19 protein-coding genes are annotated in these 23,326 nt (G+C 51.8%); 6 read left to right on the plus strand and 13 right to left on the minus strand.

Annotated features, from left to right (window positions below; genetic code table 11):
- Positions 1-118: 118 nt before the first annotated feature.
- Entirely contained in the window at positions 119-2,083 is a 1,965-nt protein-coding gene (locus AAZR23_RS11870; RefSeq protein WP_218426547.1) for an FAD-dependent oxidoreductase, read from the plus strand.
- Between the two features lie 79 nt (positions 2,084-2,162).
- Here the strand turns inward: AAZR23_RS11870 and AAZR23_RS11875 are convergent, their stop codons facing one another.
- The 5 genes from AAZR23_RS11875 to AAZR23_RS11895 form a co-directional block, all read right to left on the minus strand.
- Positions 2,163-3,644: a nucleobase:cation symporter-2 family protein gene (locus AAZR23_RS11875; RefSeq protein ID WP_046894583.1), complete on the minus strand. Its 1,482-nt coding sequence runs from the start codon at positions 3,642-3,644 to the stop codon at positions 2,163-2,165.
- A 1,620-nt stretch (positions 3,645-5,264) separates the two neighbouring features.
- On the minus strand, positions 5,265-6,437 hold the full coding sequence (locus tag AAZR23_RS11880) for a MalY/PatB family protein (RefSeq protein WP_166708401.1): 1,173 nt from the start codon (positions 6,435-6,437) through the stop codon (positions 5,265-5,267).
- Positions 6,438-6,449: 12 nt separating this feature from the next.
- Positions 6,450-8,021 (minus strand): maltose/glucose-specific PTS transporter subunit IIBC, encoded by a 1,572-nt coding sequence (malX, locus tag AAZR23_RS11885; protein ID WP_052926922.1) that lies wholly within the window; start codon positions 8,019-8,021, stop codon positions 6,450-6,452.
- Between the two features lie 138 nt (positions 8,022-8,159).
- Positions 8,160-9,017, minus strand: coding sequence for a tagatose-bisphosphate aldolase subunit KbaY (gene kbaY, locus AAZR23_RS11890; RefSeq protein WP_349417328.1), 858 nt, complete (start codon positions 9,015-9,017; stop codon positions 8,160-8,162).
- Positions 9,018-9,019: 2 nt separating this feature from the next.
- Positions 9,020-10,189, minus strand: coding sequence for an SIS domain-containing protein (locus AAZR23_RS11895; RefSeq protein ID WP_434692772.1), 1,170 nt, complete (start codon positions 10,187-10,189; stop codon positions 9,020-9,022).
- A 409-nt stretch (positions 10,190-10,598) separates the two neighbouring features.
- Between AAZR23_RS11895 and AAZR23_RS11900 the strand changes: the two genes are divergently transcribed.
- Positions 10,599-11,450: an N-acetylmuramoyl-L-alanine amidase gene (locus tag AAZR23_RS11900; protein ID WP_434692871.1), complete on the plus strand. Its 852-nt coding sequence runs from the start codon at positions 10,599-10,601 to the stop codon at positions 11,448-11,450.
- A 34-nt stretch (positions 11,451-11,484) separates the two neighbouring features.
- Here the strand turns inward: AAZR23_RS11900 and nagA are convergent, their stop codons facing one another.
- From nagA to kbaZ, 6 genes are read right to left on the minus strand one after another with little or no spacing between them, the layout of a single operon-like run.
- Entirely contained in the window at positions 11,485-12,624 is a 1,140-nt protein-coding gene (gene nagA / locus AAZR23_RS11905; RefSeq protein ID WP_434692774.1) for an N-acetylglucosamine-6-phosphate deacetylase, read from the minus strand.
- On the minus strand, positions 12,621-13,055 hold the full coding sequence (agaF, locus tag AAZR23_RS11910; RefSeq protein WP_434692777.1) for a PTS galactosamine/N-acetylgalactosamine transporter subunit IIA: 435 nt from the start codon (positions 13,053-13,055) through the stop codon (positions 12,621-12,623). Before agaF ends, nagA begins: the two co-directional genes overlap by 4 nt.
- 16 nt (positions 13,056-13,071) lie before the next feature.
- A complete protein-coding gene (agaE, locus tag AAZR23_RS11915) occupies positions 13,072-13,947 on the minus strand; it encodes a PTS N-acetylgalactosamine transporter subunit IID (RefSeq protein ID WP_046894576.1) in 876 nt (291 codons plus the stop codon).
- On the minus strand, positions 13,937-14,716 hold the full coding sequence (gene agaW / locus AAZR23_RS11920) for a PTS N-acetylgalactosamine transporter subunit IIC (RefSeq protein ID WP_004237713.1): 780 nt from the start codon (positions 14,714-14,716) through the stop codon (positions 13,937-13,939). Before agaW ends, agaE begins: the two co-directional genes overlap by 11 nt.
- Positions 14,717-14,726: 10 nt before the next feature.
- Positions 14,727-15,200: a PTS N-acetylgalactosamine transporter subunit IIB gene (gene agaV / locus AAZR23_RS11925; RefSeq protein WP_434692781.1), complete on the minus strand. Its 474-nt coding sequence runs from the start codon at positions 15,198-15,200 to the stop codon at positions 14,727-14,729.
- 15 nt (positions 15,201-15,215) lie between these two features.
- A complete protein-coding gene (gene kbaZ, locus AAZR23_RS11930) occupies positions 15,216-16,490 on the minus strand; it encodes a tagatose-bisphosphate aldolase subunit KbaZ (protein ID WP_434692784.1) in 1,275 nt (424 codons plus the stop codon).
- Positions 16,491-16,749: 259 nt separating this feature from the next.
- Between kbaZ and AAZR23_RS11935 the strand changes: the two genes are divergently transcribed.
- From AAZR23_RS11935 to AAZR23_RS11945, 3 genes are all read left to right on the plus strand, one after another.
- Entirely contained in the window at positions 16,750-17,559 is an 810-nt protein-coding gene (locus AAZR23_RS11935) for a DeoR family transcriptional regulator (RefSeq protein ID WP_046894574.1), read from the plus strand.
- Positions 17,560-17,655: 96 nt separating this feature from the next.
- Positions 17,656-19,254 carry a hypothetical protein gene (locus AAZR23_RS11940; RefSeq protein WP_434692787.1) on the plus strand — a complete coding sequence of 533 codons (1,599 nt, stop codon included), beginning with the start codon at positions 17,656-17,658 and terminating at the stop codon, positions 19,252-19,254.
- 21 nt (positions 19,255-19,275) lie between these two features.
- Positions 19,276-19,776 (plus strand): hypothetical protein, encoded by a 501-nt coding sequence (locus AAZR23_RS11945; RefSeq protein ID WP_434692790.1) that lies wholly within the window; start codon positions 19,276-19,278, stop codon positions 19,774-19,776.
- 41 nt (positions 19,777-19,817) lie between these two features.
- Here AAZR23_RS11945 and AAZR23_RS11950 read toward each other — a convergent pair whose 3' ends face one another.
- Positions 19,818-21,467, minus strand: a complete 1,650-nt coding sequence (locus AAZR23_RS11950; protein WP_434692792.1) for an alpha-keto acid decarboxylase family protein — start codon at positions 21,465-21,467, stop codon at positions 19,818-19,820.
- Between the two features lie 138 nt (positions 21,468-21,605).
- On the opposite strand from AAZR23_RS11950, the gene AAZR23_RS11955 reads away from it, so the two are divergent.
- A complete protein-coding gene (locus AAZR23_RS11955) occupies positions 21,606-22,505 on the plus strand; it encodes a LysR family transcriptional regulator (RefSeq protein WP_046894571.1) in 900 nt (299 codons plus the stop codon).
- On the opposite strand, the gene AAZR23_RS11960 is transcribed toward AAZR23_RS11955, so the two are convergent.
- Positions 22,500-23,141: a DUF2786 domain-containing protein gene (locus tag AAZR23_RS11960; RefSeq protein WP_434692794.1), complete on the minus strand. Its 642-nt coding sequence runs from the start codon at positions 23,139-23,141 to the stop codon at positions 22,500-22,502. The two genes, AAZR23_RS11955 and AAZR23_RS11960, sit on opposite strands and share 6 nt — an antisense overlap.
- Positions 23,142-23,326 lie beyond the last annotated feature (185 nt).

The following is a 23,326-nucleotide window of genomic DNA, read 5'->3' on the forward strand; positions in this document are numbered from 1 at the left end:
TGCATCCGCAGAATTTGACCCGCCCCGCAAAATGACCATAAAACAGACTAAGAAAGGCCGGATGTGCCCGGTTATTGCATGGTTACCAACACTGAAAACTGGAAAGCGATAGGTGAACATGAACAAATGTATAGTTGCGGACAGCCAGAAATGTATCGGATGTCACGCCTGCGAAATTGCCTGCGTTGTCGCGCATAATGATCACCACTGGCCACATGACAGCCGTGATTACGCTCCCCGTATCCGCGTCATGTTCAAAGAGAATGACAGCCTCGCTGTCACCTGCCGTCAGTGTGAAGACGCCCCTTGTGCAGCCGCCTGTCCGGTGGATGCCCTGTATATGGCGGACAATATTGTCAAACTGGATCAGGAAAAATGCATCGGCTGTAAAAGCTGTGTGCTGGTCTGCCCGTTCGGGGCGATGGAAATGGTGATGACCTTTGATCACTCACTCGAACTGGCACAAAAGTGCGATTTATGTGATACCACCGGCGGCTCGCCCGCGTGTGTGGCGAACTGCCCGACCAGCGCACTCAGCATCCTGGATGAACATAAACTGGTGATCCTGCGCAATGACCGTCTGATGCGGGCAGCCACCGGAGCATACAACCGTGCCCGCCAGTCTGAAATCCGTTTTGAGATCCTCAAACGCCCGCCGCGTGAAGGAACACAAAAACAGAGTGCGGCGCTGCGTAAAAATCATTTCGGTGAAATTTATATCGGGCTGAATGAACAATGTGCCGGTTATGAAAGCGAGCGCTGCCTGTACTGCTCACAAAAAGCGATGTGTAACCTGTCATGCCCGCTGCACAACTCTATTCCGGATTTTGTCCGTCTGGTGCGCGAAGGCAAAATTATTGAGGCGGCGGAGCTGAGCAATTCGACCAGTTCACTGCCGGAAATCTGCGGCCGGGTCTGCCCGCAGGACAGATTGTGCGAAAGCCGCTGTACGCTGCGTAACCACGGCGGAGCGGTAACTGTGGGAAATATCGAACGTTATATCACCGATACGGCCTTTGAGATGGGCTGGCGGCCGTCGGTGGCGGAGGATGTGGTTCCCCGCCCGGAACGCGTTGCGATTATCGGTGCCGGTCCTGCCGGACTGGGATGTGCGGATGTACTGACCCGCGCCGGGGTGAAAGCGGAAGTGTTTGAGCGCCATCCTGAAATCGGCGGCCTGCTGACTTTCGGGATCCCGCCGTTCAAGCTGGACAAACAGCTGATGGCGCAGCGGCGGCAGATTTTCACGGATATGGGGATCACTTTCCATCTGAACTGTGAAATCGGCAAAGATATCCCGTTCAGCCGCCTGATGAATGACTATGATGCGGTGCTGCTGGGAGTCGGAACCTACGGCATGATGAAAGCCGGACTGGAGCATGAGGATTCCCCGGGCGTGGTACAGGCGCTGCCGTTCCTGATCGCCAGTACCCGTGAGGTGATGGGGCTGCCGGTGGCGGATGAATATCCGTGGATTGATGTGGAAGGGAAAAAAGTGGTGGTGCTCGGCGGCGGTGATACCGCGATGGACTGCGTGCGTACGGCTGTCCGCCGCGGGGCTGAGAGTGTTATCTGCGCCTACCGCCGTGATGAGGCCAGTATGCCGGGTTCGAAGAAAGAAGTGGTTAATGCCCGCGAGGAAGGGGTGGAATTCCTCTATAACGTGCAGCCGCAGTTTATTGACCGCAACGGAGAGGGCGCTGTCACTGGTATCGGGCTGATCCGTACCCAGCTCGGTGATCCGGGGCCGGATGGCCGCCGCCGTCCGAAACCGGTGGAAGGCTCTGAATTTATCCTCGGCGCGGATGTACTGATTATGGCATTCGGTTTTCAGTCGCATCCGATGCCATGGCTCAGTGGTTATAATGTTCAGCTGGATAAATGGGGACAAATTAAAACCGGCGGTAATGGACGTATGAGCAACCAAACCTCCAATCCGAAAATCTTTGCTTCCGGTGATGCGGTGCACGGCGCGGATCTGGTGGTCACCGCCATGGCAGCAGGTCGTCAGGCCGCCCGCGAAATGCTGAGTATGTTCGATGAACAGGCTCAGGCACCGCAGGCGATGGTCAGTAACGCATAACAGACCGCAGTAAAAACAAAACCGCGATAATTATTAATGACAATTATCGCGGTTTTTTTACGGGCAAAAATCAGAGGGGTCAGATAACGCGTTTGTTCTCCGCGCTCATGGCCATATCCGGCAGGTCACGCTCTGCATCCGGGATATCCAGCATGGCTTCCAGCTCGTCTGCCAGCATATCCGGCTCTTCCTCATTGGCCGCACTGCGCTGTTGTCCGACAGGGATCAGCAGATTCAGGATAATGGCGGTGAGACCGCCGACACAAATCGGATTCTCGGCAAGGATATATAAAGACGGCGGCAGGATACTGAAAATTTGCGGATCATAGGAAACACCCAGCCCGAGACCCAGAGACGTTGCCACTATCAGCGTTTCGCGGCGGCGCAGGCCGTTGGAGATAATAATGCGCAGCCCGGCGATGGCGATCATCGAGAACATCAGTGTCATCGCACCGCCCAGTACCGGCGCCGGAATAGTGGTAAAGAACCAGCCAATCCCCGGGAACAGGCCGAGGAACACCAGGATCACCGCAATAAAGCGCCCGATATAACTGGAGGCCACGCCGGTCATCTGGATCACGCCGTTATTCTGGGCAAAGGTGGTCAGCGGCAGAGAGCCGAGGGCTGAGGCGATAACGGAAACGACACCATCTGCCATCACACCACCTTTCAGCCTGTTCTGATACACCTCACCTTTAATCGGCTGGTTGGATACCATGGCCGTTGCCGTCAGGTTACCGACCGCCTCCAGCACACTGAGGATATAGATAATGGCAACCACCAGGAACTGGGTGAAATTAAATGAAAAGCCGAATTTAAACGGCACCGGTACGGTAATAAAGGCCATGTTCTGATAGGTGCTGAAATCCACCAGACCGAGAAACAGGGAGGCAATGTAGCCTGCCACGAGGGCAATCGCGATACCGCCCATCCGCAGCAGCGGGCTTTTGCAGCAGTTAAAGCCGATTACCACCAGCAGAACCAGCAATCCCACGCCGATATTTTCATAGTTGCCGTATGTGCCTGCCGATTTGGCGGAGAACCCGCCGCCGAAGTCGATAATCCCGACCTTAATAAGGCTCAGACCGATCATCAGCACCACCACGCCGCTGACCGTCGGGGTAATTATCCGGCGCAGATAAGGCAGAACAAAAGAGGAACCGACAACCAGGAAAGCACCGGCGAAAGAAACACCGAGCAGAGAAGATAAAATCAGCTCTTCATGGATTCCGTCACTGCGCATGGCTGTACCGATAGCAATCATGGCAGTGACAAATGAAAAATTGACCGACTGAATGGATAACAGGCCGGAGCCCATCGGTCCGTAACGGTGAACCTGTATCCAGGTACCGATTCCGGAGGCAATCATCACCATCGATACCAGATAAGCCGTGGTATCGGCAGATAAATCCAGTGCTTTGCCCACAATCAGGGCAGGCATGACCATCGGAACAAACAGAGCCAATAAATGGGTAACCGCACCAAGAAGGGCCTGGAAAAACGGGGGTTTGTCGTCCAGCTGATAGATTAGATCAGAGGTTGGATGATTGAGATCTGACATCCTTCTCTCCTTTTATAATAAATGGAATGAGAGGTCATACGTCGGCCTCAGCGGATCGTTGGTACAGGGAGTAAAGCAATAACTGAACCAGCGGCGCGACAAAGAAACAGAAATGTGAGAGAACTCTTAAATCACCGGTGATTTGTGAAATATATCACCCGGTATTTGCGAAAGGCTTTCCGCGGTGGTCAGCAGGGCGGATAAAAAGAGGGGTAAACAGGATTTATGCAGTATGAGAATGATATCCTCTCATTTTGATAATGAAACGGTAATGATAATAGCGGTTCCGGAACCGGAGAGCAGATAAAGTGAGACTATTCCCGGGCGGGCGTTCTGTTGATTGATTTTATTTAAATGAGATATTTCTATTTTCAGTTAATGGAATTATATTAGGAATTGGTTTATTAAATGAAGAAAGGTAATTAAAAATGTATTATCATCTTAAATAATATGGCCTGAGGTTAACCGGGATTAAGTGGTGTTACTGTGAATAGTTATTTAAACTAATGTATTGTTGTTGCTATTTTGTTGCATTGTAACCATGCCATTATATGCTGCAAAAAAAAGGAATGCGGTCACCCGGATTATATTTTTATTATAATCAATAAATTATGTGTATTTTGATAAGAACGCTGTTTACGCATAAAATGAGTTTTATCCTAAAAACATAAAAATTTCTCAGGAAATAATTTGGCCTTAAATTTTATCAGAATAATCATATGATCCGTATTTCCAGTTTTTTTATCTATATCACGCCCTTTTACTGGTTTTTTATATCGCAACTGTGGTTGTGGTTGTTTTTTTATTTTATGAGAGAACGAAGAAGAAATATTAATAAAAGAAATAACGACGGGAAAATGACGACTTGCGTATAAAGCTAATCCATTTCTTATTGACGATATATTTTATGATGATAGTCTTTAGCGCTAATAAGAGATGTTATTTATATATATCTTATATAATAGATGTGAAGAACCTGATTTAAATTGAGTGTTTTCCTATTGGTCTTTGGTTTTTTTAAATGTAAATTGATATTGTGTTCACGTTATTACCCTCAGATTTAATGACGTGCCTGAGTATTTTTTATAATGTCACGCCGGATGTGAATTATAAATTAGTCTTAATGCATTTCACTGAAATATTAAAAATTGCAGTTATTACAGATGTTTCTTATAACAGGAACGTTATAAGCCAATATGTCCGCAAGGATGCGAATATAACCTGACCGACACGTTATTATCTTAAAAAATAAAGGAATTATTTTTTAATGATTTAGCAGGATATAAGGATATATCTCTCAGGGACATAAACGGAAGTTACCGGACAAGGTCGTCCGGTGTAAACGGACTTACCACACGGATGTATTATCAGGGAGCCTGTGTTTTATCACCACAGGTAATAAACGGATTTGCCCCGGGGAGGGGACGGTAAAAGGAATTTACCGTTACAGGGAAGTAAGAGCTGACAGGTGTCATGCCCTGATGCTCTGATGAAAATGGATTTTCACTGAAGTGCGCATGACAAATCAGAGTAGTTAAGTGTTGTTAGTATAAGGTAAAACATCGGTAATTATGGCGACCCTGTTGACGGAATACAGCAAGGTCGCCAATTTTTTTTCTGTCAGCCGGCGTTTTTCAGACGTTTTACCGCTTCCTCCAGCAGTGAACGCGGCGTGCCGAAGTTAATCCGCAGGTATTGTTCACCATCCGCCACATAGTGACTGCCATCCTCAACCACCACACCGGTTTTACGGGCGTATTCGTGTGTCAGATCCGTTGCTGTGCGTCCGGTGGCACTGATATTAATCCAGGCGAGGTAAGAAGACTCCGGCTGCATCATCTGCCAGTCCGGAAAATAATCCGCCACGGCCTGTGCCAGATAATCCGCGTTGCCTCTCAGATAATTATTCAGTTCATCCAGCCAGTCCGTGCTGTTGTTATAAGCCTCAATAATGCCCCATATCCCGAACAGATTAGGTGAGGTAATCGAGTTTTTCTCCAGCTGACGACGGAACTGTGCCCGCAGTGCCGGGTCCGGAATGATGCTGTAAGAGGTTTTCAGTCCGCCGAGATTAAAGGCTTTATTCGGGGACGTCAGGAGGATCAGGTTCTCCGGCGCGGCACATCCCGGGCGCAGACAACCGGTGAAGCTGCCGTACAGCACATGTTCCGCATGCACTTCATCAATCACCAGCAGCACACCGTATTGCAGACACAAATCCGATACCTGTTTGATCTCTGCCGCTGTCCAGATACGACCGGACGGATTGTGCGGCGAGCAGAACAGCCAGACTTTCGGCCGGTGCTCGCGCATTTGCGCCTCAATATGCTCAAAATCAAGATGATAGCGGTTATCCCGCGCCACCAGCGGGTTAGTCAGCACCGTGACATTCTGGCGGGTTACCGCGTGGGCGAACGGATCATAGACCGGTGTGTTCATCATCACACAGTCGCCGGGCTGACAAAATGCCTGCACCAGGTAGTGCAGGGTGGACACGGTGCCGTAACTGAGTGTCACCCACTCCGGCTGAACCGTAACCTGATGACGCTGTGCCTGGAAGCGGACTACCGCATCGTAAAATTCATCAAAGCACCAGGTGTAGCCGAAGGTACCGTGCTGTGCCACCTGCGTGAACCGCTCAATCACCGCGGGCGGGGATTTGAAATCCATATCGGCTATCCACAGCGGAATGAAATCCTGCGGGACATCCCCGAAGCGGGAGCAGACATACTGATGATCCCATTTCCGGCAGCGGTCACTTTTGCGCTCAATTATTTCATCAAAATTGTACATGCTCAGTTCCTGTTAAATTAAGGCTTCAATACCGGATTTCACACTCTGCACCTGCGGGCCGATAATCACCTGCACACTATGGGCATCCAGCACCACAACGGAGAGTGCACCGGCATCTTTCAGTGTTTTCTGATCCACCTTATCCATATCTTTCACCACCAGACGCAGGCGGGTGATACAGTTATCCAGCGAATCAATATTCTCTTTGCCGCCGAGTGCGGTGAGGATCAGATTGTGATCGTATTTAGCTTTGCCGCGCGCTTTTGTATTGGCTTTCACCGCCTGTTCCGCCCCGTCAGCGGCATCTTCACGGCCCGGCGTTTTGACGTCATGTTTCAGAATGTACCAGCGGAAAACAAAGAAGTAGATAGCGAACCAGATAATCCCGACCGGGAACACCAGATACCATTTGGTCGCGGTCCCCTGCATGATGCCGAAGATCAGCAGATCCAGAATCCCGCCGTCGGTGTTACCGATCGTCACACCGAGCAGTGCCATCACCAGCAGGGCAAGACCGGACATAATAATGTGGAAAATATAGAGCACCGGCGCGATAAACAGGAACAGGAACTCAATCGGCTCGGAAATCCCGGTGACGACGGAAACCAGGACCCCGGACAGTAATAATCCTTTGATCACCGGACGGTTCTCCGGTTTTGCTGTGCGGTAGATAGCGTAGGCGACAGCCGGCAGACCAAAGATAAAGGTCGGCATAAAGCCCTGTGACAGGAAAGCGGTGACATGCGGGCTGAACGGCAGTCCGGCTTTCAGTTCGGCGTAGAAAATATTCAGTGCCCCGGCAATCTCATAGCCGTCAACAAATTCCGTGCCGCCGGCCGGGGTAAAACGCACCATCGCCAGCAGAATATGATGCAGTCCGAACGGTTTGAGCAGCAGCACGCCGACACCGTACAGGAACGGGCCGAAAACATCTGTGCTCTGGATGATATGGCCGATCCCGGCAATGCCCATGGCAACATATTTCCACAGGAACGGGATCGCCAGGCCGACAAGAGACATCGTCAGCGCGGTGATAATCGGCACAAAACGGATGCCGCCGAAAAACGCAAAAGCATCATGCAGAACGGTATCCTGGAAACGTTCATGCAGAAAATAAGTGATAACGCCGACCACAATCCCGCCCAGCACGCCCATTTCGAGGGTCTGGATACCGAGAACCACGGATTGCCCGACCTGCTTCATCATCGCCGGGTCGGCAAGCTGGTGGGTGACGGTCAGGTAATAATTGATGCTCATATTCATCAGCATATAGCCGACAAATCCGGCAAAGGCACCGACTGCTTTGTTACGGTTTGCCAGGCCGAACGGAATGGCCATCGCAAACATCACCGGCAGATAGGTAAAGGCAAAACCGCCGACCATCGCCATAAATCCGAAGGTCAGCTGGACAAACTCATTACCGAGAAACGGAAAACTGCTGATAGCGGAAGGACTGGTAACTGAACTGCCTATCCCGAGTAATAACCCCATGAAAGCCAGTAATGAGACGGGAAACATAAAGGTTTTCCCGAGACTTTGAAAAAATTCCCAGAGTTTGGATTTAAACGACTTTTCCTGCGACATCGTAGGGTACTCCTCAGCTTCTTTATAATTTATTGGTTAAGGGGTGTTACGGAACAGTCTTTTTTATTGTTGTTTTTTTATTATTTTTCGCAGATGAAAAAAGCGGCACTGCGGGGGAACACAGTGCCGCCTGACGGGTTACAGAAGTTGATCTTCCGCACCACAGACTCTGATTTTATCGCGGACAACCGCTTTCATCGCATCCATGCCGACCCGCATGTAATAGCGCGGGTCATTGCCGTCCGGATTTTCCGCAAACCACGCGCGGACCGCCCCGGCAAAGGCAATTTTCAGCTCAGTGGCGACATTAACTTTGCACACCCCCAGCTCAATGGTGCGGCGGACATCCGCATCCGGCACATCACTTGCGCCGTGCAGTACCAGCGGGATATCCGTGATACTGCGGATTTTTTCCAGCCGGGCGAAATCGATTTTCGGACGGCTGGTATACAGACCGTGAGCGGTGCCGATAGCGACTGCCAGGCTGTCGATGCCGGTCAGTTGTGCAAAACGGCGCGCTTCATCCGGGGAGGTCAGAAAGGCGCTTTCCGCATCCACATCCATATCATCCTCGACGCCGCCGAGACGGCCGAGCTCCGCTTCCACACTGCAATCCTGGCTGTGGCAGAAATCCGCCACGGATTTGACCAGCGCGACATTCTCCTCAAACGGGAAATGGCTGCCGTCAATCATGGCACTGCGCACACCCTGGCCGACTTTGGTACGGATATCGTCAAGGGTTTCGTGATGGTCAAGATGCAGCGCGACCGGCATGGAAAACGAGCGGGAATAGGCATCACACAGTGCATAGATCTCCGGGAAACTGATGTGTTTAAAGGTGCCCGGCGTACCCGCCAGAATCACCGGTGCGCGCAGTTCCGCACAGGTTTCCAGGATGGCCTGAATTGTTTCGGCGTTATGAATATTAAACGCCGGAACCGCATAGCCGTTGGTTTGTGCGTGTGTGAGCAGATATTTGGTTGAGATGATCCCCATGATTACGCTCCTGTGTTCTGGTTATTAAAGGGGTGAATAATCACGCCCTGAACAACGCGGTTAACTGTCCCGCTGGCAGACGGGGTATCCGGTGTGATACCGGTTCTGACGGACTGACTGAGGGCAAATAACTGTGCATACGGCAGGAAGCAGAACAGCAGTTCCGCGTCACTGAGGGCGTCACCGGCAGGCAGATAGCAGTGTGTTCCGGCACTGATGGCGTCATCAGGCTGATCGGCGATTGCCACGACCTGTCTGGCGATCCGGTCGCGGCGCAGTTCGGCCAGCAGATCCAAATCATACTGACGGGTGTAAGGCTGGTTTGAGATGTACACCACCACCAGGGTGTCGCCGTCCACCAGCGATTTAGGGCCGTGACGGAAGCCGGTCGGGGTGTCATAAAAGGCGGCGATTTGCCCGGCGGTCAGTTCCAGCAGTTTGAGGGCGGATTCCCGCGCCAGCCCCTGAAAGCTGCCGCTGCCGAGGTAAACCACGCGCTTAAAAGTATCATTGCCCGGCAGAATCTGTTCACTGCTGCCATGCGCGGCAAGAATATCCCGTGCCCGCTGTGCGACAACGGCAAAACGTTTGGTGCTGAACGTCTGCGGGGCAAGGGCGGCGAGGCAGCTGCACATCATGGAGGTGATGCTGCTGGTCATGGCAAAGGCTTTGTCATTAGTCTGCGGCGGCATCAGCAGGGCAAAACCGTTATCACTGCCCTGTACGCGCTGATACAGATGACCGTCTTTGTTACAGGTGATCACCAGGTGAAAACAGCGGGCAATACACTGATTAGCAAGATCAAATGCAGCAACGCTTTCCGGGCTGTTACCGGAACGGGCAAAGGAAACCAGCAGTACCGGCTGCTGTTCAGGCAGATAATCCGCCGGATTGGTCACGATATCGGTTGTCGGGATCGCGCTGACATTTTTGCCGGTCAGGCGGCGCAGTACGGGAGAAATCATCTCGCCGATAAAAGCGGAGGTCCCGGCACCGGTCAGAATGATGCGCAGGTTGTCCTGCGCCAGCAGTGGTGCCAGAAAGGCATCCAGCTGTGCGCGTTGTGTGTCGATTGAGTGTAATGCACTCATCCAGCAATCCGGTTGCTGGCGGATCTCCGTTTCCGTCCAGGTGGAATAGCGGGGTGTGGCGGCAGAAAGAGGGTCGTGCATAGCTTCATCCTTTACATGACGTTCAGCCGAAAGTGAAATGAATCAAAAGATCGTACGATCGGTCATTGCCTTTCGGTTGGTTTCGTTTTGAGGTTTCACTTCAATTTACAGTAAGGAAAACAAAGGATCAATGCAGTAATGAAAAGAAAACGAAAAGTGTGATTTGCACCACAGGTGAAATGATTAAGCTGTTGTTTATTAGATGGTTATATAAAAATCTTCGGCGGGTAAACACAAGGAAAAGAAAGAAGCCGGTATGGTAATACCGGAAAACAGAAGACGAAAGTGTGTTTCCGGTGTTTTTATGGCGGAATTTGAAAGTAAAAAAGAGGCTGTAATTTATGATATTCAGTTACATACAGCACAAGGAAGTTTTATGCAATATCAGTCAGCTTTTAGAGGCTTAGCTATCCGGAAGATAATTCCGGCCATAATTATGATGCCGGTTCTGTCCGGGTGTATGACGCAGTTGCCGGATACTGAAATCAGGGATACTTACGTTGTCAGCCATGCTTTCAGTTCAGCCGCACAGAATGAACGAGTCCGTTTTCTGGTTTTACATTACACCGCGCAGGATGATGAGCAGTCACTGAAAACACTGACTGGTGATTATGTCAGTGCTCATTATCTTGTCCCGTCAGAACCCGAATTCAGGGGTAAAAAACCATTGATATTACAGTTGGTTGATGAAAATAAACGCGCCTGGCATGCCGGGGTTAGCAGCTGGAATGGCAGGACAAATATTAATGATTCATCCGTCGGTATTGAGATTGTTAACATGGGATATACCGGTGCGGAAACGGAACCACTGATTTGGCAACCCTACAGTGAAAAACAAATTGAGGCAGTTAAAGCACTGGCAAAAGATATTATCAGGCGTTATCAAATAACACCTGACAATGTGATCGGTCACAGTGATGTGGCACCTCTGAGAAAAACGGACCCCGGTGTTCTGTTTCCCTGGCGGGAGCTGGCAGATGAAGGGATCGGTGCCTGGCCTGAACCGGCACGGGTGAGCCGGTATCTGGACGGCCGGAATGCTGATGAACCTGCGGATGTGAAAACTATCCAGGTATTGCTGAAGCAGTACGGTTATGACCAGATCCCTCTGAACGGCATAATGGATGACATAACACAGAAAACGATAAGCGCTTTTCAGATGCATTTCAGGCCGGGTGATATCAGCGGCCGTGCGGATGCAGAAACAGAGGCAATCGCTGCAGCGCTGGTCAGTCAGTACCGCAGACCGGAGGGAAAATAACGCCTCCGGCTTATCATCTGCGGGCAAAAGGAAATCAGCGTACCGGCTGTCCGTGAATCCAGGTTTGTATTACCTGCCAGTCACTGTTCAGATCATTGAAATGCGCCCGTTTCCCGGGGGAGATACTGCCGTGCGTCGCGGTGATCCCCAGCAGTTGTGCCGGTTGCAGGGAGGCCATGCGGATGGCGGTTTCCGGCAGGGTACCGGTAGCGGTAATCATCCTGCTGACGGCGTCATCCATTGCCAGGGTACTGCCGGCCAGGCCGCCGGAGGCGGTCCGGACAATGCCCGCTTTCATGGTGACATCATGGCCGCAGATATCATAAATGCCGTCCGGTTGTCCGGCCGCCCGCATGGCATCGGTGATCAGCACCGTGCGGTGTGCGGCACACTGACAAACAATCCGCATCACTGCCGGATGCACATGATGCCCGTCAGCGATCAGCTCCAGCCAGGCCCGCGGGTCGGATAATCCCGCTCCCGCCATGCCCGGTTCGCGGTGATGCAGGCCGGTCATGCCGTTGAAACAGTGAACCAGCCCGTCAGCCCCGGCATCGAGAGCCGCCAGAGTCTGCTCATACGTGGCGGCACTGTGGCCGAGCATCACATTCAGCCCGCGCCGTTTCAGGTGACGGATAGCATTCAGCGCCTCCGTTTTTTCCGGTGCCAGCGCGACCACTTTCAGTGTGCCTTCCGCATCGGCAATCAGGGTATCCAGCTCACTGATGTGTAATTCACGGAACAGCTCCGGTGAGTGTGCGCCTTTGTTCTGTGGTGTGAAATACGGGCCTTCCAGATAACTGCCGAGCACTTCCGCCACCGGTTCTGTTGTCGTCTGCTGCTGACAGTAGCGGGCGATCCGTGCGAGGGTACTGCGCAGATCCGGCAGCGGGGCGGTCACCGTGGTGGCGAGCCACGCGGCGACGCCCTGTTGTGCCTTAAATGCCGCAATGGTCTTCAGCGCCTGCGGATTATCATCCATCACATCCATACCCTGTCCGCCGTGGACATGGGTATCAATATAGGCGGGGCAGAGCTGTTCAGCGTCAAACTGTGTCTCTTTTGCCGCCAGCGGTGTGATAGCGGTAATAATGCCGTCTGACACCACCACCGCCTGATTTTCCCGCCAGCCGTATTCTGTCAGTACCCGGCGGGCACGGATTTGCTGAATCATATGCCTTCGTCCTCCGTTTCACAGCAGCGTTCCCGCTGTAATTCATCCGTCAGACTGGTTAATCCCCGGTGCCCGCAGGCCAGTGCTTCACGGCGGAATTCAGCCGGAGAGAGGGAATCCCGCTCCAGTGCCATTTCCAGCAGCAGCTGCAGATTGGTGCCGGTGATTACTTCGCGGTCTTCCCGGCCCTGTGATAGCGTGGCCGCTACCCGGAACGGGGTGCCGCCGAGGATATCGGTCAGGAAAATTACGCTGTCGCAGTGTGACATCAGCGCCAGTGCGGCTTCCAGTTCCTGTGTCAGACGGGCGGTGGTGGATTCTGCCGGAAAATCAATCGCTGCAAAATCGTCCTGTTCCCCGATAATCTGTAACATGGCTTTTTCCAGTCCGGAGGCAAAGCCCCCGTGACCACATAAAATAATTCCCGGCATCAGTTGCTCCTCTTAATTACAGGAAATGGGCGAATTTGCCGATGATACCCAGCGCCACCGTCAGTACGATCAGACGCAGCGGGCTCCAGCCGCGGCGCACCAGCCAGAACATTGACAGGGTGTAGACCAGCGGCAGAAAAGCAGGCATCAGCTTATCAATCACATCACTCTGTAATTTCACCACTGCATCACCGGCGGTAATTTCCAGCGTGGTTGAAAGCCGGACATACGTTGCCACCAGGGCACCGATCACGGTCATCCCGACAATCGAGGCCGCATGACCGACTTTTTTGGTGTTGGCCTTGATAAGCGGAATGGCGGCAACCCCCATCCGGTAAGCATAGTGTGCCAGGCCGAAACGCAGGCCGAAATGCACGACGTTAAACATCACCAGGAAGACCACAGCACCGAGAATAGAGCCCTGTAATGCGAGACTGGCACCAATCCCGCCGCAGATAGGCAGCAGCGTCAGCCAGAACATGGCATCGCCGATCCCGCCCAGCGGTGCGCCAACGGCAATTTTGGTACTCTGAATACTGTTTACATCCTGTTTGGAACGTTCCATTGCCAGGATGATGCCGATAACAAAGGTCACCAGGAAAGGGTGGGTATTGAAGAATCCCATATGGCCTTTCATGGCGCGTGCCAGGTCACGTTTATTGGTGTGGATTTTTTTCAGTGCGGGCAGCAGTCCGTACAGCCAGCCCGCTGCCTGCATCCGTTCGTAGTTAAAGGAAGCCTGTAACAGCAGGGAGCGCCACGCGACTCTGTTGATATCCTTGCGGGTCAGTTCCGCGCCGGTGCTCTGGTCTTCATACACATCCTGATTACAGTCCGCAGGCAGTAAGGTTTCCGCTTCTGCGGCAGATGAATGATTTTTTTCAGATGCCATCTTCAAATTCCTCGTGTGACGGTTGTGCCGGTTCGCTTTCTGCCGGTTTGCGGACGAAATCGATCATTGCCATCGCCAGTGCGGCAGCGGCGATAGCCAGAACCGGTAACTGAAGCCAGGCGGCGCCGACAAATCCCAGAATGAAATAAGGAATGTAGGCATTTTTCATCATGATTTTCAGCAGAACGGCAAACCCGATGGCCGGCATAATGCCGCCCGCAACACCCAGGCCGTCAATTAAGCGGGCAGGGAGTACATCAATCAGGGTTTTGGCGTGATCCGCGCCGAAATAGATCGGCAGGAAGGCACAGAGAAAATAGAATGTACCGAGCGCCAGCAGTGCGAGGTAGTTGATGCGCTCAATCCCTCTGGTATCCGCATTGGCCGCCATTTTGTCACAGCGGGACATCACACCGGACATCACCGAGAACAGGAAGGTGATCCCCATCTGAACCGCCACGGCAAACGGTACCGCAACACCGACCGCCACTTCCGGTTTGACCCCGGTGGAGATAGCAAAGGCCGTCCCGACAATCGTACCGATAATTACGTTCGGCGGCTGGGCGCCGGCCAGCGGTGCGAGTCCCATCCAGACCAGTTCCAACGTCCCGCCGGTCAGTATCCCGGTATTGAGATCGCCGAGGATCAGGCCGACCACCGGCCCCAGCACCACCGGACGGTGAATGTGCGTGAGCCCGTTAAACAGATCCAATCCGGCAATAAAGGCTACCAGCCCGAGAGCGATAGCTTGTAACAGACTGATTTCCATACATGTATCCTCAGAGCAGTTTGAACAGATCCTGCGCCGGTTCTGTCGGTACACCCTGGATGTAGCAGGCAACACCGGCCTCGTTAAGCCCGCGGAATGCGGCGATATCCGCATCATCCACAGACACTGTTTTGGCAATCTGACGTTTGCCTTCGGTATAGTGAATATTGCCGACGTTAATACGTTCCACCGGAACACCGCCTTTCACCAGGGTCAGAAAATCTGCCGGGGTTTTGCAGACCAGCAGAATTTTCTGCCGGTCCGCAGCTTTATGAATATTGTCGATCACTTTCTGCAGCGGCCAGAAGCGCACGGCAATCCCTTCCGTCAGTACCATTTCCATCAGGTTCTGCTGTAACGGATCTTCCGCGACCTCATCATTGGCGACCAGCACCAGATTGGCACCGGCAAATCCCACCCACTGGACACCAACCTGTCCGTGGATTAACCGTTCATCAATACGACTTAACACAATATTTGGCATGGCTGTTTCTCGCTCTTATCGGCAGGCATCGTGATAGTGACGCAGCACAGTCTGAATGTGCGCGATGATTAAGTCTTCCGGTGCGGCGGAAATCGTTCCGGCACGTACCAGCGGATACTGTAACGGCAGATACTGGCTGATCAGCGGCAGCGGGATCGCGGTTTCTGTCAGATTTTCCAGCAGACGGGCGACTGCCGCACTGATGGTGTCATCCGGCCAGTAATAGCGGATGCGATCAGAGTAACTGTAGCTGCGGGCAAGGCGCCGGGTCAGCTCATCACCGGTGTAATAGCTCTGCCAGTAGCCCGGTTTTTGCAGCATGACATCTTCCAGTACCTGACGCAGCCCGGAGCGTGCCGCCGGGGCAATAAGTTCATCTTCAATACCGGCAAGAGCATACAGGGCTTCACGCAGGGCAAAGGTCAGTCCGGGGCCGACTTTCAGAATCGCAAAGTGGTCATCCACCAGCTGGCTGAGTGCCTGCGGGGTCTGGTAATCGGTGGAATGCGCCTCATACACCAGATGTTCATGATGTGTGACCATCTCACTCAGTGCCCGGGCTTTCTCAGGCCGGTAATCAATGACATTATTGTGATCAAATTCCACGCCCGGCTGCACAACCAGCCCGGTAATGCGCGGCCAGATATCCGTGAGCTGATGGCGCGCAAAGGCGTCCTGATGTGCTGCGATGGTGGCGGATGCAGCCTGTGGTGTGGTGACCGCCAGTTCGTTCAGTTCTTCGTGGGCTCCGCCCGGTACCGGTACTTCTGTACCAATCACATACACCAGATCGCGGATGCCGAAATGTTTTTCACAGGTTTCTTCCGCAATGACCGCCAGGCGGGCGGCACGCTGTGCGACAATCTCATCGGTCAGCGGTACCGGATCACCGGCGCAGGACATACTGCAATCGAGGTGAATTTTTTTGAATCCGGCGGCAACATAGGTGCGGATAAGCTCATCGGCTTTTGCCATGGCCTCTTCAGCGGGTTCATTCTGCCAGCGGTTCGGCCCGAGGTGGTCACCGCCGAGGATCAGCTGTTCGCGGGGAAAGTGATGTTTATCCGCCAGTTTCCACATAAAATCACGGAAGTCTGCCGGTGTCATGCCGGTATAGCCGCCGAACTGATCGACCTGGTTGGAGGTCGCTTCAACCAGTAACGGCGTCTGTTGTTCACGGGCAAAACATACCGCTGCTTTCAGAACATACGGATGGGCGGAACAGACAGCATAAATTCCTGTTTTCTCCCCCTGTTTATGGCGGGCAACGATATCAGTTAAAAGTTTCACTTTCCTCTCCTTACAGCCGGATTTGGTTTGTTTTTGTTTCGATGTCTGAATAGCATACTGCTATAGAGAAAAAAGAAAACAAAATGAAAGCTTCCGGAATCCGGATCTGCATCACAAAAGAAATATAATGAAAGGGTCTGTTCCTGAGTCACCGGATGTTAACCCTTTTTATGGGCTTGCATTCTGTACAAAGAAAAGCGTTAATATACCAAACGAAATGAAACGAAAGATTTTTTAAATGAATGTTAAGGATAAAACCATGAACAGTCCGGACACCGGAACGGATAACCGGGTAATGGGAACGAGCGGGCGGCGTGAGCATATCATTCAGCTTCTGCGTGCCCATGGCAGTGTTCAGGTCAATGAGTTATCGCAGCAGTTCCGTGTTTCCACGGTGACTATCCGCAATGATCTGGCTTTTCTTGAAAAGCAGGGGATTGCGGTACGTGCATACGGCGGCGCACTGATTTGTGAAGGCGTTGCGCCGGTCAGTGAGCCGTCACTGGAAGACAAAAGCACCCGCCACACCACCATTAAGCGTAATATTGCATCGGTGGCAGCCGGACTGATCCGGCCGGGGCAGCGCGTTATTCTGGACTCCGGTACCACAACCTACGAAATAGCCCGTCAGCTGCGCCATCATCAGGACACGATTGTGATGACCAACGGTATGAATGTGGCGAATGCACTGCTGGAAGCGCCCGGGGTGGAACTGCTGATGACCGGCGGACAGCTGCGGCGTCAGTCTCTCTCTTTTTACGGGGATCAGGCGGAGCAGTCATTACAGAATTATCACTTTGATATGTTGTTTCTCGGGGTGGATGCGATTGATCTTGAGCGCGGAATCAGCACGCATAATGAAGATGAGGCACGGCTCAACCGGCGGATGTGTGAAGTGGCCGGGCATATTGTGGTGGTAACAGACTCCAGTAAATTTAACAGCTCCAGCCTGCATAAAATAATTGATACCCAGCGTATTGATACCATTATTACCGATGACGGTATTCCGGAAGCGAGCCTGACCGGGCTGCGCCGGATAGGAACAGAAGTGATTCTGGTGAAAGGGTAATAAAAAAAAAGAGTATAAAATAGTGAGGATACCGAAGAAAGAAAAGAGATAATACGCTATAAGTTTATTATGTTTATTTTTCCGGTATCCGAGTGAATGATAAAAATACTGTTATCCGGCCTGTTATTATTTTATCCGCTAATTTCACCGGCAGTGACAGATGAATGTCAGGAAATATCTTTACGTATTAATACTGATGAATATGACACTGAACGTCATATTTACCGGGTGTCCTCTCCCGGACGTGCTTATTTCTATTCTGCGCCGGACCGCCGCTGTAAAAGTAAAAATAGTTTTCTGGTTAAAGGTGATTCAGTTATCGGTTATCAGACCACCGGTGATTATCTGCTGGGGGGATATATCAACAGCGAAGGTGAGCTGATTGACGGCTGGCTGGAATTATCTCAGCTGACAAAAACGAATCTCAGAATATCCCCGCTTGCGGAAGGAAAAGATGACGTAAACCGTAAACCGGAAAGAAAAACGGATAATCCGCTGTCAGATGAAGATTATCAGCTGACGGTTAATCAGATAGTACTTCGTCCCGGTGAACCCTTTAGTGAACTCAGCCGGAATATCACAGAATATTATGCAAAGGAACCCGGGCTGGTATTTGCAGGTTACAGTAAAACCGGGAAAACAATGGGTGTGGTGATTCCTGAGCCGGATATTTATGTATATGTTACAGAGGGGATTAATAATAGCCGGGATGAAGGGGTTGTCAGTCAGATTGTTATTCTTTCGGATAAGTATAAAACACATCGCGGAATTAAAACCGGTGATTCTGATTTTCTGATGTTTGAACGCTATGGTCTTCATAGCAGCTTTGATGCGGATGAGAACAGCGAATCATTTATTTATCACCACAGCAATATGAGTCTTATTTTTCAAACAGACAAAGAGAAAAAAATAACCCGTATCACCTATCTTCTGACCGCCCCGGGAAAGGAAAACTGCACGGTAAACCCGGTCACCTGGTCTGCCCCGACGCTGACACAACCTGCACAGAAAGTGGTTATTTCCGTTGGCCGGGCCTGGTTTTATTCCCAGCCGGATGAACAATGTAAAACAGATCACTTTATTATCCGCGGGGATCGTGTGCTGCAATATCGCAGACAGGGCGATTTTGCCTATGTGAATTACATGAACAGCAAAAATAAAGTGGCTGAGGGGTGGATAAAATTATCACTGCTGGAAAAGACGGATGAGCAAAGTAATGCCCTTAATTATGAGGATTTCATCTGGTCATCCGATAACGGAGCGGCGGATTTTCTGGGGAAACCACTGAGTGATAATACGGTTTCCGGCTGGCTGGATAAGCAAAGGGAAAAGGTATCGGTACCGCCGGTACATGATTTTTTCCGGGAGTTTGAATTATGGCGTTTTGATGCCGGTGATACGATAATTACGGTAGCCGGGATCAATATGATTATTGAAAAACGTACCGGGGGACAGGATAAATACATTTCGGAGATAACCTTCAAAAATGACCGCTATAAAACCCGGCGGGGCATTGCGGCAGGTGATACCTATCAGGATATGGTTAACGCTTACGGAAATCTCTATCAGGTATCTCCGGACGATAATTGCTACTATTATGACTGGTTCGATCGCCGGCTCGGTTTTTGTTTTGACAGCGACCGGGTCATTAAAGTCATTATGTATAAAAACTATCCGGAATCCGATATCCGCTGATTTATCCTGTGAGGATTGAGTATGAAAAAACGTCTTCTGCTGTTATCCGCACTGATTCTGAGCGGTTGTGTCATGAGTGATCAGGAACTTCGTGAGCGCTACGCGGAGCATTATTCTCAGTCTCCGGCATATGTCGCTGCTTTTAAACAGCGCATAGATACGATGAGTGTCAGTGAGGCTGCGGCACTGGCTGCGGAAAATGACCGGGCACGGATGCGGGGACAGCCGCGCATGAAAATAGATGACACGGTGTATATTGAAAAGGTTGAGGCAAAAGGAAGTGATGTGATTTACCATTATTCCCTGTCAGCGGACTGGCTGAAAAAACCGGCAGAAGCGCGGGAAAATGATCAGAAAACGATGCAAAAAGACCTGATTTACCGGACATGCTCGTTACAGACCGTGCGGCTGGCTCAGGCCAAAGGGCTGGCGGAAATACATCATTATTACGATGATTATCCCGGCCATGTTTTATTTACCCTGAATGCCAATAAAGCCCAATGTGAAAAGAACGGTTTTTAACATCCTGATACCGCCGGGGCAGTATCAGGATTGCAGGTGATTTAAAACGAATAAAGCGTCGCGACAGACTCACCGAGTTTTTTTGCCAGATCAGATGCGGCATAACGTTCTGTCACCACTTCGATATACGCAGCGCAGTCGCCGGTTTCCGCTTCCCGGATTGCGTCATCCAGTTCCGTGCAGGTGGTGACACGGCGGCAATACCAGTTGTCACATCCCAGCGCCTGCGGTAGTTGCGCGTAACGCCATTGCGGCAGGTCGTTATAAACGGCTTCCGGGTCTTTACACAGCAGGCGCTCAATCAGATAGCCGTCATTGTTCAGCACAAAAATCAGCGGTTTCAGACCAAAACGGCCAAACTGGCTGATTTCCTGAGCGGTCAGCTGATGTGAACCCTCCCCGGTGATCAGAATCAGTCTGCGATCAGGTGCGGCAACCGCTGCACCAAAGGCCGCCGGGGTTGCCCAGCCGATAGATCCCCATAACGTTTGGTTATGGAACTGCGCCCCTTCCGGGAGCAGTGCAAAGCCCAGCCCCATAGAAACCGTGCCGGTTTCGGCGATGATAATATCGTCTTTTCTGAACAATTGTTCAAAACGCGGATACAAATACTGCGGGGTAATATTACCGGATGCTTCTGTCACCGGCTTGCCCAGCCCGGCAGCAGGCGGAATACGGCACTCTCTGTGCGGCAGAACGACAGTCAGGGCAGGAAGCAGATCCCGCATATACACATTCTGATACACCGCCGCACCGATGCGGACATGATCCGCCATTATGCTGATTAGCTTTTCCGGTGCGATATCAGCGGTAAAACTGCCGGTGTTAAAGTCTGTCATCACCGCGCCGATACCCAGCACACAGTCACTGTTCTCAACAAATTCCCTGACCTGCGGGTTCATCAGCTGACCGTTGTACATCCCGGTATAATGCGGATCAGATTCACTGATAATCGCTTTATCCATAAACATGGTGGCGTAGGGCAGGCCGGTCTGACGGATCAGGGCCTGTACGTCATCAATCAGTCCGGAACGTGCGGCCAGCATGCCCGGCAGGATGCAGGCCGACGGGCTTTCTGCCAGTTTTGCGCTGATCGCCGCCACGGCTTCTGCCAGCGCGGTGCTGTCACTGACCGGTTGTGCCGGTACGGTAAGGTGCTCCGGTATCTGAACCGGTTGTGTGGCGTAATCAAACGGAAAACCGATATAGACCGGACGACGCTCACGCAGTGCGGCTGCGATCAGACGTTCTGTCTCTGCCACGCAGTTTTCCGGGGTCATAACGGCGTTTGCACAGGAAAGGCGCTGCCCCAGTTCATAAAACAGGCTGAAATCACCGTTGCCTAAAGTATGATGCACCAGGCGGCCGCTGTTTTGCACGCCGCTGGCCGGCATACCGACCAGATGAAAGACCGGCAGATGTTCAGCGTAAGATCCGGCAATACCGTTGATGGCACTCAGCTCCCCGACACCGAATGTGGTGGAAAGCGCCGCCATGCCGTTAACCCGGGCATAACCGTCAGCCGCATAGGCGGCATTCAGTTCATTACAGTTACCCATCCATTGCATAGTCCGGCTTTCACAGACGGCGTCCTCAATCGGGAAAGCAAAATCTCCTGCCACACCAAAGACATGGCGGATACCTAAATCCTGCAGGCGGCTCAGCACATGTTCAGCGACTGTTTTTGTCATGATGATCTCCGGTAATACAGTGGCTGATTTATCAGCCTTGAATGATTAGTAATGTGAATGAGTTTTAGCGGTAATTACCGGGAATAGGAAATGGTTTATACTCATCGGGGCTATAACAAAAGGTAATAGGTGACGGTCATGGATATACGGACATTGCGCTATTTTACGGAAGTGGTGCAGCTTAACGGGTTCAGCCGGGCGGCGGATGCCCTGTTTGTGACACAACCGGCTATCAGCCGCAGTATTCTCCGGCTGGAAGAGGAGCTGGGATTTACCCTGCTGACACGGGAACCGGATGGTGTCCGGCTGACAGACGAGGGCGCGGTTCTGTTTGATCACGCAACCCGTATTCTGGCGCAGTTTAACAGTATGAACAAAGCGTTACAGGATAAATCGGGGCCGCTGACCGGCACTCTGAATGTCGGATTACCGCCGGTTATCGCATCGACCTATTTTGCCGGCATCATTATGGCGTTCAGTACCCGCCATCCGCAGGCGGAACTGAAAATTCTTGAACTCGGAACAGAGCAGATGGCGGAGGCGATGGCAGAAGGCAGTGTGGAAACCGCCGCTGTTATGTTGCCGTTTGATGATACCCGTTTTGATTTACAGCGCTTTGCAACCGATCGCCTGATGCTGCTGGTCAATACCCGGCACCCGCTGGCCACCCGGGAGCAGGTGAGTTTCCGCGAATTAGCGGATGATAAGTTTGTCCTGTTTTCCGAAGATTTCCGTATCAATGAGCTTATCCGTAACGCCTGTGGTATTTACCATTACAAGCCGGTGGTGGCCGGGCGGAGCAATCATCTGGATCTGATTATGGCGATGGTCAGTGCCGGGGTCGGCGTCACGCTGCTGCCGGAGAGTATGTGGCGTATACACCGGACTGACGGGCTGGCGGCGGTCAGTGTGGCGGACCCGGTACTCTCTTATGATCTTGCGCTGGCAAATATGAAAGGGTATCAGAGCCGCAGTTGTCTGGCCTGGAATGCGCTGGCGCGGGAGATGCTGGGGATCACGCCCGGCGTGCCGTCATGACTGAAAAAAGAAAATATACAGAATAAAAACAATGATAATCACCGCGATGATATACGACGGTATGTGTTGTTTTCGTGTCAGAGCGGCGAGAAACCCGGCAATCAGCGGGCGGGAAACCGGCTCCGCAGGTTCGCGGGGTTGTTCTGAGATGTGATTTTCCGGTTGCGGAGGGGGCTGTTTGTCAGGCTGCGGAACGGGCTCCTGCGGCGGTGTTACCGGTGGTGGTGTCTGTGCTGCCTGCTGCTGAGCCCGGAGTTCTGCCTGCTGCCGTTCAAATGCCCGCAGCGCCTGTTGTTCCCGTTCTCTCTGCTGTTTCCGCTGCTGCTGTTGTTCCGCTACTTTCTGAAATGCCCGCAGCCGCTCTTCTTCCTGTTGTTTCAGGCGCATCATTTCCCGGTGTTGTTCTTCCGGTGTCAGCGGGCGTGGTGGTGTTTTTCTGCGTGGCGGAGATGGTGGCGCAGATGGTGGCGGGGAGGGTTCTGCGGAATAGATATCGGACAGCTCCAGGCGGTATTTTTTCATAAATACCCGCGCTTTTGAAAAGGCATTCGCCGCCTCATTCTCATTACCGGCATTTTCGGCAAGAGACATCAGCTTTCTGACTTTTTCGATGGCCTTTTCTCTGTCATTCATCATTTCACATCGCGTATTTATCCGGCAGATAACCCTATCATACGGCGAATTATAGTGAGGGAAAGGATGAAAACGGTGTTGCGGGATATTCAGTAAATAATACCGCTTTACGGACATAGTTTTTTTAAATTGTTTATAAAACAATACGCACAGAAGATAAAACGGATAAAAAAAGCCGTCTTCTGCTG

Source organism: Morganella sp. Je.2.23 (genome assembly GCF_051129855.1).
GTDB classification, from domain to species: Bacteria; Pseudomonadota; Gammaproteobacteria; order Enterobacterales; family Enterobacteriaceae; genus Morganella; species Morganella sibonii.

Excerpts from the sequence above, each read along its gene's own strand:
- nagA (WP_434692774.1), bottom strand. The coding sequence starts at position 12,624 with ATGATTCAGCAAATCCGTGCCCGCCGGGTACTGACAGAATACGGCTGG.
- AAZR23_RS11960 (WP_434692794.1), bottom strand. The coding sequence starts at position 23,141 with ATGATGAATGACAGAGAAAAGGCCATCGAAAAAGTCAGAAAGCTGATG.
- AAZR23_RS11945 (WP_434692790.1), top strand. The coding sequence starts at position 19,276 with ATGAAAAAACGTCTTCTGCTGTTATCCGCACTGATTCTGAGCGGTTGT.
- AAZR23_RS11880 (WP_166708401.1), bottom strand. The coding sequence starts at position 6,437 with ATGTACAATTTTGATGAAATAATTGAGCGCAAAAGTGACCGCTGCCGG.
- AAZR23_RS11875 (WP_046894583.1), bottom strand. The coding sequence starts at position 3,644 with ATGTCAGATCTCAATCATCCAACCTCTGATCTAATCTATCAGCTGGAC.
- AAZR23_RS11870 (WP_218426547.1), top strand. The coding sequence starts at position 119 with ATGAACAAATGTATAGTTGCGGACAGCCAGAAATGTATCGGATGTCAC.
- agaW (WP_004237713.1), bottom strand. The coding sequence starts at position 14,716 with ATGGAAATCAGTCTGTTACAAGCTATCGCTCTCGGGCTGGTAGCCTTT.
- agaF (WP_434692777.1), bottom strand. The coding sequence starts at position 13,055 with ATGCCGGGAATTATTTTATGTGGTCACGGGGGCTTTGCCTCCGGACTG.
- AAZR23_RS11955 (WP_046894571.1), top strand. The coding sequence starts at position 21,606 with ATGGATATACGGACATTGCGCTATTTTACGGAAGTGGTGCAGCTTAAC.
- agaE (WP_046894576.1), bottom strand. The coding sequence starts at position 13,947 with ATGGCATCTGAAAAAAATCATTCATCTGCCGCAGAAGCGGAAACCTTA.
- AAZR23_RS11935 (WP_046894574.1), top strand. The coding sequence starts at position 16,750 with ATGAACAGTCCGGACACCGGAACGGATAACCGGGTAATGGGAACGAGC.
- kbaY (WP_349417328.1), bottom strand. The coding sequence starts at position 9,017 with ATGGGGATCATCTCAACCAAATATCTGCTCACACACGCACAAACCAAC.
- AAZR23_RS11940 (WP_434692787.1), top strand. The coding sequence starts at position 17,656 with ATGATAAAAATACTGTTATCCGGCCTGTTATTATTTTATCCGCTAATT.
- AAZR23_RS11895 (WP_434692772.1), bottom strand. The coding sequence starts at position 10,189 with ATGCACGACCCTCTTTCTGCCGCCACACCCCGCTATTCCACCTGGACG.
- malX (WP_052926922.1), bottom strand. The coding sequence starts at position 8,021 with ATGTCGCAGGAAAAGTCGTTTAAATCCAAACTCTGGGAATTTTTTCAA.
- agaV (WP_434692781.1), bottom strand. The coding sequence starts at position 15,200 with ATGCCAAATATTGTGTTAAGTCGTATTGATGAACGGTTAATCCACGGA.
- AAZR23_RS11950 (WP_434692792.1), bottom strand. The coding sequence starts at position 21,467 with ATGACAAAAACAGTCGCTGAACATGTGCTGAGCCGCCTGCAGGATTTA.